Here is a 13,369-nt window from a genome sequence, read left to right on the forward strand (position 1 = left end):
AGCAGACCAGGAACGCCGCTTTCAGCAGGCCAGGCGCGCGGCCCGGACCGCCGTGACCGCCGCGACGGTGGCTCCGGTGGCGTAGGCCGCGGGAGGCGGAGGACCCTGCGCGCGGCCTGCCAACGCACCGGGGACGACGGGACTTCGGGCCGTCGCCCCCGGTGCGTTGTCCTCTGCCGCGAGCGCGCCGGGAAGCGGAGTCTGGATAGGTCAGGACCTTTCTCGCAGGTCAGGCCCCTTCGCCTTCAGGAAGTGCAATGAGTACCGCCACGAAGGAAGCGCAGAGGTCGCTCGCCGATCCGGCGCAGTACCGCCCCGGCCGCACCATCACGGACTGGACGCCGGAGGATCCGTCCTTCTGGCGCTCCACGGGTAAGAAGGTCGCGACCCGGAACCTGTGGATCGCGGTGCCCGCCCTGCTCGTGGCCTTCGTGGTCTGGCAGGTCTGGAGCATCACGGCGACCAACCTCAAGGACGTCGGATTCGGCTTCTCGCAGTCCCAGCTGTTCTGGCTGACGGCGGTCCCCGGCATCACCGGCGGCACCGCGCGGATCCTCTACACGTTCATCGGTCCGATGATCGGCCAGCGGCGCTTCACGGCGGCCTCCACGGTCGTGCTGATCGTCCCGCTGCTGTGGCTGGGCTTCGCGGTGCAGAACCCGGACACCCCGTACGGCACGATGATCGCCATCGCGGCCCTGTGCGGCATCGGTGGCGCGAACTTCTCCTCCTCGCTGGCGAACATCGGCTTCTTCTACCCGAAGCGGGAGAAGGGCAACGCGACCGGCATCAACGGCGGCCTGGGCAACCTCGGCGTCTCGGTCGTCCAGCTCCCGGCCGCGATCGCCGCGTACGGCTTCTTCTTCATCCCGGCGATGTTCGCGAACTTCGCAGTGACGAGCGCGATGTGGGGCTTCGTGGCCTTCTACGCCTCGTGCGTGGTGGTGGCCTGGTGGTTCTACGCCCGCAAGGGCGCGGAAGCGCCCAGCTGGACGCTGCGGGAGCGCCGGCTGGACGCTGCGGGAGCGCGGCCGGGTTCTGGCTTCCCGTCCTCCCCACCTCTGCCCGGGAATTCTTGTGAATACTTTCACAAGTGCACGAGGGACCTTTGACCTGCCCGAAATGCCAGGTCAAGCGGTCAGGGGAGGCTGGAAGGCGGGAATCGCGGGACCTTCGGGCCCCAGCTCGGGACCAACGCGACGCCAAATGATCGATCAAAAGGCGTGCAATGGATACAAGCAACGAGGCGACTGAAGAAGGTGCCGGCGATGACTGCCACCCCTGCGGTGACCACGAAGAACGGCGAGGCCTGGGACGGCTTCAAGGGCGGTCTGTGGCGCGACGCCGTCGACGTCCGCGACTTCATCCAGCAGAACTACACGCCGTACGAGGGTGACGACGCCTTCCTCGCCGGCCCCACCGAGCGCACCACCGCCGTGTGGAAGGCGATCAAGGACAAGTTCCCGGAGGAGCGCGAGAAGGGCGTCTACGACGTCGCGCACGACATCCCGTCGACGATCACCGCGCACGCCCCCGGCTACATCGACCGCGACAAGGACCTCATCGTCGGCCTCCAGACCGACGCCCCGCTGAAGCGCGCGATCATGCCGTACGGCGGCTGGCGTATGGTGGCCGGCGCCCTGGAGACGTACGGCTAGCCGGTCTCCGAGGACCTGGAAAAGGTCTTCACCGAGTACCGCAAGACCCACAACCCGGCGTCTTCGACGCCTACACCCCCGCGATCCGCGCCGCCCGCAAGGCCGGCGTCGTCACCGGCCTGCCGGACGCCTACGGCCGCGGCCGGATCATCGGCGACTACCGCCGCGTGGCCCTCTACGGCGTCGACCGCCTCGTCTCCGTCAAGAAGGAGGAGAAGGAGGGCCTGAACTCCCTTCCCGCGGGCGGCCGTTCGCTGGAGGAGACGATCCGGCTGCGCGAGGAACTCTCGGAGCAGATCCGGGCGCTCGCCGAGCTGAAGGCGATGGCCGCCTCGTACGGCCACGACATCTCCGGGCCGGCCGCCACCGGCGGCGAGGCCATCCAGTGGATGTACTTCGCGTACCTGGCCGCCGTGAAGGAGCAGAACGGCGCGGCCATGTCCCTGGGCCGGACGTCCACCTTCATCGACGTCTACCTCCAGCGCGACATCGAGGCCGGGCTCCTCACCGAGGAACAGGCCCAGGAGCTGGTCGACGACTTCATCATCAAGCTCCGCATCGTCCGCTTCCTGCGCACCCCCGAGTACGACGAGCTGTTCTCCGGCGACCCGACCTGGGTCACCGAGTCGATCGCCGGCATGGGCGAGGACGGCCGCCCGCTGGTCACCCGGACCTCCTTCCGGTACCTCCAGACCCTCTGCAACCTCGGCCCCGCCCCCGAGCCGAACATGACGGTCTTCTGGTCGCCGCAGCTGCCGCAGGGCTTCAAGGAGTTCTGCGCCCGCGTCTCGGTCGACACCTCCTCGGTGCAGTACGAGTCCGACGAGCTGATGCGCCCGCGCTTCGGCGACGACACCGCCATCGCCTGCTGCGTCTCGGCGATGCCGGTCGGCAAGCAGATGCAGTTCTTCGGCGCCCGGGTGAACCTCGCCAAGACCCTGCTCTACGCGGTCAACGGCGGCCGGGACGAGAAGTCCGGCGCCCAGGTCGGCCCCGAGAGCGGCGCCCTGACCTCCGAGGTGCTGGACTACGACGAGGTCATGGCGAAGTTCGACGAGCAGATGGAGTGGCTCGCCGAAACCTACGTCCACGCCCTGAACGTCATCCACTACATGCACGACCGGTACGCCTACGAGCGCATCGAGATGGCGCTCCACGACCGCGACGTGCGCCGCACCATGGCCTGCGGCATCGCCGGCCTGTCGGTGGCCGCCGACTCCCTGTCCGCCATCAAGTACGCCAAGGTCAGCGCCCTGCGCGACGAGACCGGGCTCGTCACCGACTACACCGTCGAGGGCGACTACCCGGCGTACGGCAACAACGACGACCGCGTCGACGGCATCGCGGTGTGGCTCGTCGAGGAGTTCATGAGGAAGATCCGGAAGCACGGGACCTACCGCGGCGCCGAGCACACGCAGTCGGTGCTGACCATCACCTCGAACGTCGTCTACGGCAAGAAGACCGGCAACACCCCGGACGGACGCCGCGCCGGCGAGCCCTTCTCCCCGGGCGCCAACCCGATGAACGGCCGCGACACCCACGGCTACGTCACCTCGGCGCTGTCGGTCGCGAAGCTCCCGTACGAGGACGCCGAGGACGGCATCTCGCTGACCAACACCGTCACCCCCGACGGCCTGGGCCGCACCCCCGAGGAGCGGATCAAGAACCTGGCGGGCGTGCTGGACGGCTACATGGCGGTCGACGGCTTCCACATGAACGTGAACGTGCTGAACCGCGACACGCTCATGGACGCCATGGAGCACCCGGAGAACCACCCGCAGCTGACCATCCGCGTCAGCGGCTACGCGGTGAACTTCGTCCGGCTCACGCGGGCCCAGCAGCTCGACGTGCTGAACCGCACCTTCCACGGCTCCCTGTAGAGCCCCGCCGGGCCCGGGGCCGCGCGATTCCAACGGACACCAGATCACCTCTGGAGCACCTGCCATGACCGTCCTCTTCGGTACGAGCATCCCCGTCGGCCAGTCCAACGCCGCCGTCGTCGGTCCCGGGACCGCCGCCGGACCCGCTTCCGCCGGTGCGTCCCAGACGCCGGCCGCCGCCGCGACCCAGCGGCCGAGCGAGGGCTCGGTGCACTCCTGGGACCTGTCCACCGGGGTCGACGGGCCCGGCACCCGCTTCGTGACGTTCCTGGCCGGCTGCCCGCTGGCCTGCCTGTACTGCCACAACCCCGACACCCTGCGGATGCGCAACGGCAGGCGCACCTCCGCGGACGACGTCATCGCCGAGGCCCGCAAGTACACCCGCTTCATCTCCGCCGCGGGCGGCGGCGCCACCATCTCGGGCGGCGAACCCCTGCTCCAGCCCGTGTTCGCGGGCGAACTGCTGCACCGGATGAAGAACGACCTCGGGCTGCACACCGCCCTCGACACCTCCGGCTTCCTCGGCGCGCGGGCCACCGACGCGCTGCTGCGCGACGTCGACCTGGTCCTGCTGGACGTCAAGTCCTGGGACCGGGAGACCTACGTGAAGGTGACCGGCCGCCCGCTGGAGCCCACGCTGGACTTCGCCCGCCGCCTCGCTGGCCTCGGCAAGGAGGTGCACCTGCGCTTCGTGCTGGTGCCGGGGCTGACGGACGCCCGGGAGAACGTCGAGGGCGTCGCCGCGTTCGCGGCCGGTCTCGGCAACGTCTCCCGGGTCGACGTGCTGCCGTTCCACAAGCTGGGCGAGAGCAAGTGGGAGGCCCTGGACATGCCCTTCACCCTCCACGACACGCCGTCGCCCACCCCCGAGCAGGTGGCCGCGGCCAAGGCCGTCTTCGCGGCACGGAGCCTGACCGCCGTCTGACCCCGTACGGCGTAAGCCTCAAAGGGGCATAACGGGCTGAAACTGTACGCACCACATAGCGTGGTCCTGTGTCCGAGCCCACAGAAGTCCTCGCCGCCGCCCCGCCGCCACCGGAGCGGCCCGAGCCGCCCGAGGCGCCGCCCGCGCCCCGGCGGTCCGTCACCGCTCGGGCCACCCTGGCCGGCACCGTCGTCTCGCTCCTGCTCGTCGTGGCGATCGTGCTGGGCAGCCGGCTGCTGCGCGACTTCGACTCGGCACTGCTGCCGTACGCCGTGGCCACCGTCTTCCTGGCCTTCGGCGTCGCCTACCGGTACACCGTCTGGGTCTCGGCGCCCGGCGCGCGCCGCCTCTTCAAAAAGGGCTTCGGCAGCTTCTTCTCGGCCGCCAACTTCCGCAAGGCACCCACCGCCCTGCCGAAGATGATCGCCACCTACCTCGGCTTCCAGAAGTTCCTCGGCGCCCGCTCGCGCGCCCGCTGGGCCGCCCACCAGCTCATCTTCTGGGGCTGCATCCTCGCGGCCCTCATCACCTTCCCGCTCACCTGGGGCTGGTTCACCTTCACCTCCGGGAGCGGCTCCGGGCCCGGCTACGAGATGCGCATCTGGGGCATCAAGGTCCTCGGCTTCGACTCGCTGAGCATCCTGGGCTGGCTGATGTTCCACGGCCTGGACGTCGCCGCCGTCCTCGTCATCCCCGGAGCCTCGTACTTCCTGTGGCGGCGGATGAAGGACCGCGGGGCCATGACCGGCCAGCGCTTCGCCTACGACCTGCTGCCGCTGATCTGCCTCATCGTCATCTCGGTGACCGGGCTGCTGCTGACCTTCTCGTCGATCTTCCTGCACGGCGGCGGATACGAGTTCCTCGCCATCCTGCACATGGTGTCGGTGGTGTTCACCCTCATCTACATCCCGTTCGGGAAGTTCTTCCACATCGTCCAGCGCCCGGCCGCCGTCGGCATGCAGCTGTTCAAGTACACGGCCCGCCAGGACGAGCAGGTCTTCGCCTGCAAGCGCTGCGGCGAACCGGTCGACACCACCCCGTACGTCGAGAACCTGCGCGGGACGATGAAGGACCTGAAGCTCGACTTCGACGCCTGGGCCGAGTACTGCCCCCGCTGCAAGCGGGTGCTGCGCGGCAGCGCCTACCTGACTCACGTCAAGAAGGGCTTCAAGTGACCGCGACGGACCCCTCCGAGGCCGCCGCCCGGCCCGCGCCCGTACCGATCTCCATCGACCCCTCCATCGCCCCGCCCGGCACCCGCAACTTCCGCGACGCCGGCGGCATCCCCGCCGACCGGTGGCACGCCGACCAGAACGGCGAGACCCTCGTCCCGACCCACTGCTGTTTCTGCGGCGTCCAGTGCGGGATGTACCTGCGCGTGGACAAGGGCGGCAAGGTCTTCGGCGTCGAGCCCCGCAACCACGACATCAACCGGATGCGGCTGTGCCCCAAGGGCATCAACGCCTACCAGCAGGTCAACCACCCGGACCGGCTGACCGCTCCGCTGATGCGCCGCTCCCGCGACGAGGAGTTCCGGGAGGCTTCCTGGGACGAGGCCCTCGACTTCACCGTCTCGGAGATCCGGCGCATCCAGGAGCGGTACGGGAACGACGCCTTCGGCCTGCTCGGCGGCGCCAGCCTGTTCTCCGAGAAGACCTACCTGGTCGGCAAGTTCGGGCGGGTCGCGCTGAAGACCAAGCACGTCGACTACAACGGCCGGCTGTGCATGGTCAGCGCCGCCGGCGCGAACAAGCTCGCCTTCGGCATCGACCGGGCCGGCAACCCCTTCTCCGACATCCTCCTCAGCGACTGCCTGCTCATCGCGGGGTCGAACGTGGGGGAGTGCTTCCCCGTGATGACCCAGTACCTGTGGGGCGCGCGGGACCACGGCGCCTCGCTGATCGTCATCGACCCCCGCGAGACGGCCGTCGCCCGCACCGCGGACATCCACGTCGCCCTCAAGCCGGGCACCGACTCCGCCTTCTTCAACGCCGTCCTGCACGTGGTCGTCGCCGAAGGCCTCACCGACGAGGCGTACCTCGCCGCCCACACCACCGGCTGGGAGGAGGTCAAGCTGACCGTCGCCGCCTACCCGCCCGCCCGCTCCGCCGAGATCTGCGGGATCCCCGCCGAGCAGATCGTCCAGGTCGCCCGGGTCTTCGCCGCCGCCGACCGGGCCATGGCCTGGCACGCCCGCGGCATCGAGCACCACTCCCAGGGCGTCGAGAACTGCCTCTCCGTCATCAACCTGTGCGTGGCCACCGGAAACATCGGCAAACCGGGCGCCGGCTACGGCACCATCACCGGCCAGGGCAACGGCCAGGGCGGCCGCGAACACGGCCAGAAGTCCGACCTCCTCCCCGGCGGCCGCTCCATCACCAACCCGGAGCACCGTCGCCAGATCTGCGAGATCTGGGGCATCGAGGAGTCCGAACTGCCCGGCGCCGGCACCTCCATGATGGAGATGGTCTGGCAGATGCAGCGGGGGGAGATCCGCGGCCTCATCGGCATCTGCAACAACCCGTTCGTCTCCCTCCCCAACTACGGGGTGGTCAAGGACGGCTACGACACCGCCGAGTTCCACGCCCAGTTCGACTTCTTCCTCTCCGAGACCGCGGCCAACGCCCACGTCGTCTTCCCCGTCACGACCTGGGCCGAGGACGAGGGCGTGATGGCGAACGCCGAGGCCCGGGTGGTCAAGCACAACAAGGCGCAGGAGCCGCCCGCCGGGGTCCGCACCGACACCTGGGTGATCTGCGAGCTCGCCCGGCGCCTCGGCGCCGGGCACCACTTCGACTTCCCCGGCTCCCGCGAGGTCTTCGAGGAGCTGCGGGTCGCCTCCGCCGGCACGGTCAACGACTACTACGGCATCACCTACGACCGGCTGGAGGAGACCGGCGGGATCGCCTGGCCCTGTCCCTCCACCGACCACCCCGGCACCCCGCGGCTGTTCGAGGACGGGCGGACCTACCACCCCGACGGGAAGATCCACCTCCAGGTCGTGGAATGGCATCCGCCCATGGACGCCTACACCGAGGAGTACCCCCTCTCCCTCACCACCGGCCGTACCGTCGCGCACTTCCTCTCCGGCAACCAGACCCGGCGCCTGGGCGCCCTCGTCGAGCAGACCCCCCGCCCGTGGGTTGAGGTCCACCCCTCGCACGGCTTCCGCGACGGCGACCCGGTCCGGGTGGTCACCCGCCGCGGCAGCGAGGTCTTCCCGGCGCTGGTCACCGAGGCCATCCGCCCCGACACCGTGTTCATCCCGTACCACTGGCCCGTTCCCACGGCCGCGAACGCCCTGACCATCGACGCCCTCGACCCCCGCTCGAAGATCCCCGAGTACAAGGTCTGCGCCGCCCGGATCGAGGCCGCCCAGCGGATCGACGAGGTCCCCGCGCCGCCCACGGCCCCGGGACACGAGGCCTATCCGGAGACCCAGGTCTCCCGCACCGACCCCCTGCCGCCCACGGCCCCCCAGGGCCGCGGCACGGCGGAGAGGAGCTGACCCGCCATGATGGGCCGCACGATCTTCATCGACCCGGGTCGGTGCATCGGCTGCCAGGCGTGCGTCTCGGCCTGCCGCGAGTGCGACTCGCACCGCGGCAAGTCGATGATCCATCTGGACTACACCGATCCCGGCATGTCCGTCGCCTCCCTCCCGACCGTCTGCATGCACTGCGAGGACCCGGTCGCGCCCTGCGCCGAGGTCTGTCCCGCCGACGCGATCCTGGTGACCGCGGACGGGGTGGTCCAGCAGGCCGACACCACCCGCTGCATCGGCTGCGCCAACTGCGTCAACGCCTGCCCCTTCGGCGTCCCCAAGATCGATCTCCAGGCGAAGCTGCAGATGAAGTGCAACCTCTGCTACGACCGCACCGCGTACGGCCTGGCCCCCATGTGCGCCACCGTCTGCCCCACCGGCGCCCTCTTCTACGGAACGCTCGAAGAGCTCCAGGCCGAACGCCCCGGCGTCCAGGTCGCCGATTCCTTCGTCTTCGGCGACGTGGTGGTCAGCACCGGCGTGGCGATGGTCGTCCCCGCCGAGAAGGTCCAGTGGCCCGTCCCCGGCGGCCTGCCCGTCGTCGAGATCAACGGAGTGGACGTCCGATGAGCGTCACCGAACGGCCCGCCCCGCACACCGGCCCGGGCCCCGACGGCGACGCCGCCGCCGACCAGCTCCGCGACCGCATCAGCGCGGACTCCCTCACCACCCGCCGCGACTACCTGCGGATCGTCGCCACCGTCTCCGGCGGCCTGGCCATCGGCGGCGTCGGCGTCGCCGCCGGCATCCTGCACCGGCACGGGGACAGCGAGTCGATGCCCGAGGCCAAGAAGGTCGCCGACCGCCTGCCGCCCGGCCAGTCCGTGGCCTTCCGGTTCCCCGGCGACGATGACCGGGCCCTGGCCGTACGACTGGAGGACGGCTCCCTCGTCGGCTACTCCGCCGTCTGCACCCACCTGGCCTGCGCCGTGCTCTGGCGCGAGGACCGGGGCCCGGACGGGGAGCTGTACTGCCCCTGCCACGAGGGCGTCTTCAACGCCCGCACCGGCGAGGTGACGGCCGGGCCGCCGCCGCGCCCCCTCCCGAGGATCTTCCTGACCGAGCAGGCCGACGGCAGTGTCTGGGCCGTCGCCACCGCCCGGTCGGGAGAGCCGGCGAAGGACGCCCTCTGCCGGCAGTTCGGCGATTCCCGCCCCGAGTTCTCCGCACAGCTGGAATGCCCCGGGGCGGCTCGCGCCAAGTCGACCGAAAGCGGGCGGACGTGAGTGACGCACAGCTGCCTCCGCGCCCGGACTACCACCCGGGCAGTGCCCAGGCGCGGCTGAACCGGCCGGTGCGGGAGCGGTATCCGCAGATCCGCCCCACCAGCGGCTACGGCGACCCGCGGATCCGGCACACGGGCCCCGGCCCGGGCGCCGGCACCGAACAGGAGCCGGAGCGTTCCTCCAAGCTCAACGCCCGTCTGGTCCTGGCACTCACCGTGGTCGTCGGCCAGCTCTGGGCGCTCACCGTGACCGTCAACGAGTGGATGGAGGGCAACACCGGCACGGCCTGGTGGGGAGCGGGATTCCTGGTCCTGTCCTTCCTCGTCGTGATCGCCCTGTGGCTCCTCGACCCGAAGGACCGATGACCATGTCGATACCCCCGCCCGCTCCGCACCCGGTGCGCTCGCACCGCGCGGAGACCTACGAGCCCGGCGCCACCATCGGCGACTGGCGGCCCGAGCACGACGGCTTCTGGCAGTCCACCGGCCGCAAGGTCGCCCAGCGCAACCTCTGGGTCTCGATCCCGGCACTGATGCTCGGCTTCGTGGTCTGGCAGGTCTGGTCGGTGACCGTGGTCAAACTGAACGACGTCGGCTTCGGGTTCTCCAAGTCGCAGCTGTTCTGGCTGACCGCCATCCCCGGCATCACCGGCGGCACCTTCCGGATCCTGTACACGTTCATCGGGCCGATCTTCGGCGAGCGGAAGTTCACCGCGTTCAGCACGATCATCCTGGTCGTGCCCATGCTGTGGCTCGGCTTCGCCCTCCAGGACACCGGCACCCCGTACTGGGATCTGGTCCTCATCGCAGCCGTCTGCGGCATCGGCGGCGCGAACTTCGCCTCCTCGATGGCGAACATCGGCTTCTTCTTCCCCAAGCGGGAGAAGGGCAGTGCCAACGGCCTCAACGGCGGCCTCGGCAACCTCGGCGTGAGCGTGGTCCAACTGGTCGCCCCGCTGGTGGTCACCGCCGCCGTCCTGGGCGCCCCGGCGGGCGGCCCGCAGCACGACGGAAAGAAGGACACCGACATCTGGCTGCAGAACGGCGCCTTCCTGTGGGTGCCGCTGCTGGTCATCATGGCGCTGCTCGCCTGGTTCCTGATGAACGACCTCAAGGTGGCCGCGGCCCCCTTCAGCCAGCAGAAGATCATCTTCAAGCGCAAGCACAACTGGCTGATGACCTGGCTCTACGTCGGCACCTTCGGGTCCTTCATCGGCTTCGCCGCGGGCCTGCCCCTGCTGATCAAGAACAACTTCGAGACGCAGGGCTACCAGGCCACCACCTATGCCTGGATCGGCCCGTTCGTCGGCGCGCTCATGCGCTGGGCCGGCGGCTGGCTCTCGGACAAGATCGGCGGAGCCAGGGTCACCATGCTGTCCTTCGTGGGCATGGCCGTCGCGCTGGTCGTGGTGGTCTTCGCCCTGCCGTCCGGCGGTGACCAGGGCAGCTTCTGGGCCTTCTTCATCGGCTTCCTCGCGGCCTTCGCCTTCTCCGGCCTCGGCAACGGCTCGACCTTCCGGCAGATCCCGGTGATCTTCCGGGACCAGCACATGCGGGAGGCCGAGGACAAGGGACCGGAGGCGCAGGCCGCCGCCCTCAAGCAGTCGGAGATGGAGTCCGGCGCCGTCACCGGTTTCTCCTCGGCGATCGCGGCCTACGGCTTCTTCTTCATCCCGGCGATGTTCGCCGCGATGGCGGTCACCAACGCCCTGTGGATCTTCATCGCCTTCTACGCCACGTGCCTCGCGGTGTGCTGGTGGTTCTACGCCCGCAAGGGCGCCGAAGCCCCCAGCTGACCGGGACCGGGACCGGGGGAGGGGGCGGCCGTACCCTGGAGGCATGAGCCCCGCCCCCGTCTCCGACCCGCAGTCCCCCCAGCCGGCCGAGCCTTCGCCGACCGGCGGCACGCCCCGGCCGAAACCCCGGCTTGTCTTCGAGGACCCGCTGGACCAGCAGTCCTCGGACGACACCGACCGCGGCTGGGGTGAGCGGCCGCCCGCCGGTGGAAGCGCGGCGGACCTGGCCCGCTTCCTCGACGAGAAGCCCCCGCACCACATCTGAGCCGCCGCGGCGGCCCGTACGCCTAGAAGGCGTCGCGCGACCCCGTGGGACCGGTTTCCGTGGGGCCGGTGGCGCCGCCGTTGGCGCGCTGGGCGACCAGGGTGTCGCGGATCTCCTTGAGGACCTCCAGCTCGGTGATCTCCATGGTCTCCTTGACGCCCTCCTTGGCCTTGCGGCGCGCCTCCACCTTGGCGAGGTACTTCGCCATCGGCAGCACCATCAGGAAGTAGACGACCGCCGCGGTGATCACGAAGGTGAGCGCCGCGTTGAGGACCGAGCCCCAGAGGATCTCGACACCCGTGGGCTGGCCCTTCGCGTCGATGCCGCACGGGTCCTTGAGGCACGACTTGTAGACATCCAGGTTCTTGGTGCCGATCGCGCCCACCAGCGGCCCGATGATCCCCTTGACGATGGAGTTCACGATGTTCGTGAACGCCGCGCCGATGACCACGGCGACCGCCAGGTCGACCACGTTGCCGCGCATCAGGAAGGCCTTGAAGCCCGCCAGGACGCTCTCCTTCTTCTTCTCGCTCACGACTGAGCCCTTCTTCACATGTGCCGATTTCGGAGCCAACGGTTCCGAAAGCTACGGCAGTCCGCGCCCGGCGTGTCCAATCGGGTGGTACCCCAAGGCGACTTGACGGTGCGCCTGTGCGATTCAGCACAACGTCACCGCCAGTCGCGCCGTGGCGCCCGCCCCCACGAGGGCCCGCGCCGTGTCCCGCGGTACGGACAGGACCACCAGCGCCCCGCTGTCCCCCGCACCTTCCTCAAGGGCGGGCACTTCGGCGACCCGCGCCCCCGCGGCCACCACCCTGGGCGGTCCCGCGCGCTCCGCCGCCACCACGTCGACCCGGTCTCCGGTCCGCAGGAGCCGCACGGTCGCCGCGTCCGCGATGCGCACCGGCGCCGACACCAGCCGCACGGCCGCCGGCGCCGCCCTCACCGCCGGTGGCGCGGCCCCGCGCGAGGCCTGTGCCTCGGTGCCGCCCACCGCCAGGGCCGCCGCGACGACGGCCAACCCGGCCGCGGCGGCCCGCCGCCTGCGCCGCACGGCCCGGCCCAGCCGGTACCCGCCCCGCCCCACCCGCAGCGGCGGGAAGGCCGGAACCGGGCGCGCCGGCGGACACGTGGAGGGACACGTCGGCGCACCCGGCGACGGGGAGAGCACCAGCCGCTCCGGAAACCCCGGACGCGGGGAACGCTGCGAAGCCGCCGAGGAGGCCGACGCGGAAGGAGAAGTCGAAGCGGCCGAAGAGGCCGAAGACGTACGGGACATGGGGACCACCACCGAGCTGAGTGGGTTGCGGGGTCCGGACCGGTCGTCCGGACCCACCCCACGATCCGGCCTCCGGCGGCATCCCGCTCCGGCCTGTGGACGGCCCCCGGCTTGTGGACAGCCGTGTCACCCCCAGGTGTGACGCGGCGCCCGGCGCCCCGGGCGGCGCCAGCGTCCGCCGGGGACCCGGCAGGCCTCCGCGAAGCCCCGGCTCGTCAGGCCGAAGGCGCTCTTCACGCGCGAGCGCCGGTTCTCCAGGGCGACCATCGCGGTGAGTTCGACGAACGCGGGCTCCCCGAGCCGGACGATGAGATCCGCGGCCAGCTCGTCGGTGACCGACGGCTCGGTCTCCGTCACGGCCTCGGCGTACCCCATGGCCAGCAGCTCCAGCCCGGTGAACACCGCCGGGACCTCCCGCCACCGCGGTACCGCCTCGATCTTCTCCTGCGAGAGCCCCGGCTTCCGGCCCTCCCAGCAGCCGAAGTCCATGCACCACGAGCAGTTGATCCGGGCCGCCGCCGCCATCACCGCGAGGTGCCTGAGGCCGGAGTCGAGGGTGTTCCACCGCGCCGCCCGCCGCTCCAGGCCGACGTACGCCGACAGCACGCGCGCGTGGTGCCCGTACGCCCAGGCCCGGGTCGAGGACCTTGCCGCAGGTGCGACGGGAGTACCAGGCGCCGAGGCGCAGGGCGGGGGTGCGGGGCGGGGCGAGCGGGATGCGGGGCATGGCGGTCGCCTCCTGGGGCGGACGGACGGTCCCGATGGGCCTTCACCCGGAGGGACCGGTCAGCCCCGCG

The 13,369-nt window shown here is 70.7% G+C and carries 12 protein-coding genes and 1 pseudogene; 10 read left to right on the plus strand and 3 right to left on the minus strand.

Annotated elements, in window-relative coordinates:
* Positions 1-257: 257 nt before the first annotated feature.
* The 10 genes and pseudogenes from ACFWTC_RS07390 (at position 258) to ACFWTC_RS07435 (ending at position 11,293) form a co-directional block, all read left to right on the plus strand.
* A complete protein-coding gene (locus ACFWTC_RS07390) occupies positions 258-1,112 on the plus strand; it encodes an MFS transporter (protein ID WP_384027216.1) in 855 nt (284 codons plus the stop codon).
* 156 nt (positions 1,113-1,268) lie between these two features.
* A pseudogene (gene pflB / locus ACFWTC_RS07395) lies at positions 1,269-3,538 on the plus strand (formate C-acetyltransferase).
* Positions 3,539-3,602: 64 nt separating this feature from the next.
* The gene (pflA, locus tag ACFWTC_RS07400) at positions 3,603-4,463 is read left to right on the plus strand and encodes a pyruvate formate-lyase-activating protein (RefSeq protein ID WP_384027214.1); all 861 of its coding nucleotides are present in this window, start codon (positions 3,603-3,605) and stop codon (positions 4,461-4,463) included.
* Between the two features lie 68 nt (positions 4,464-4,531).
* Entirely contained in the window at positions 4,532-5,638 is a 1,107-nt protein-coding gene (locus tag ACFWTC_RS07405) for an MFS transporter (protein WP_383921962.1), read from the plus strand.
* Positions 5,635-7,971 (plus strand): molybdopterin oxidoreductase family protein, encoded by a 2,337-nt coding sequence (locus tag ACFWTC_RS07410; protein WP_383921965.1) that lies wholly within the window; start codon positions 5,635-5,637, stop codon positions 7,969-7,971. The genes ACFWTC_RS07405 and ACFWTC_RS07410 overlap by 4 nt, the downstream gene beginning before the upstream one ends.
* A gap of 6 nt (positions 7,972-7,977) precedes the next feature.
* Positions 7,978-8,577 (plus strand): 4Fe-4S dicluster domain-containing protein, encoded by a 600-nt coding sequence (locus ACFWTC_RS07415; RefSeq protein WP_351272459.1) that lies wholly within the window; start codon positions 7,978-7,980, stop codon positions 8,575-8,577.
* Positions 8,574-9,233, plus strand: a complete 660-nt coding sequence (locus ACFWTC_RS07420; RefSeq protein ID WP_383921968.1) for a ubiquinol-cytochrome c reductase iron-sulfur subunit — start codon at positions 8,574-8,576, stop codon at positions 9,231-9,233. The genes ACFWTC_RS07415 and ACFWTC_RS07420 overlap by 4 nt, the downstream gene beginning before the upstream one ends.
* On the plus strand, positions 9,185-9,598 hold the full coding sequence (locus ACFWTC_RS07425) for a hypothetical protein (protein ID WP_383921971.1): 414 nt from the start codon (positions 9,185-9,187) through the stop codon (positions 9,596-9,598). Before ACFWTC_RS07420 ends, ACFWTC_RS07425 begins: the two co-directional genes overlap by 49 nt.
* Before the next feature lie 2 nt (positions 9,599-9,600).
* Complete coding sequence (locus ACFWTC_RS07430) at positions 9,601-11,028, plus strand: NarK family nitrate/nitrite MFS transporter (RefSeq protein ID WP_384027212.1); 1,428 nt, start codon at positions 9,601-9,603, stop codon at positions 11,026-11,028.
* A 43-nt stretch (positions 11,029-11,071) separates the two neighbouring features.
* Positions 11,072-11,293 carry a hypothetical protein gene (locus ACFWTC_RS07435; protein ID WP_383921980.1) on the plus strand — a complete coding sequence of 74 codons (222 nt, stop codon included), beginning with the start codon at positions 11,072-11,074 and terminating at the stop codon, positions 11,291-11,293.
* A 22-nt stretch (positions 11,294-11,315) separates the two neighbouring features.
* Here the strand turns inward: ACFWTC_RS07435 and mscL are convergent, their stop codons facing one another.
* The 3 genes from mscL to ACFWTC_RS07450 form a co-directional block, all read right to left on the minus strand.
* Positions 11,316-11,828: a large conductance mechanosensitive channel protein MscL gene (gene mscL, locus ACFWTC_RS07440; RefSeq protein ID WP_383921983.1), complete on the minus strand. Its 513-nt coding sequence runs from the start codon at positions 11,826-11,828 to the stop codon at positions 11,316-11,318.
* 123 nt (positions 11,829-11,951) lie between these two features.
* A complete protein-coding gene (locus tag ACFWTC_RS07445; RefSeq protein WP_383921985.1) occupies positions 11,952-12,572 on the minus strand; it encodes a hypothetical protein in 621 nt (206 codons plus the stop codon).
* A 126-nt stretch (positions 12,573-12,698) separates the two neighbouring features.
* On the minus strand, positions 12,699-13,178 hold the full coding sequence (locus tag ACFWTC_RS07450; protein WP_383921988.1) for a carboxymuconolactone decarboxylase family protein: 480 nt from the start codon (positions 13,176-13,178) through the stop codon (positions 12,699-12,701).
* Positions 13,179-13,369 lie beyond the last annotated feature (191 nt).

The organism is Streptomyces sp. NPDC058619, assembly GCF_042717785.1.
Taxonomy (GTDB): Bacteria; Actinomycetota; Actinomycetes; order Streptomycetales; family Streptomycetaceae; genus Streptomyces.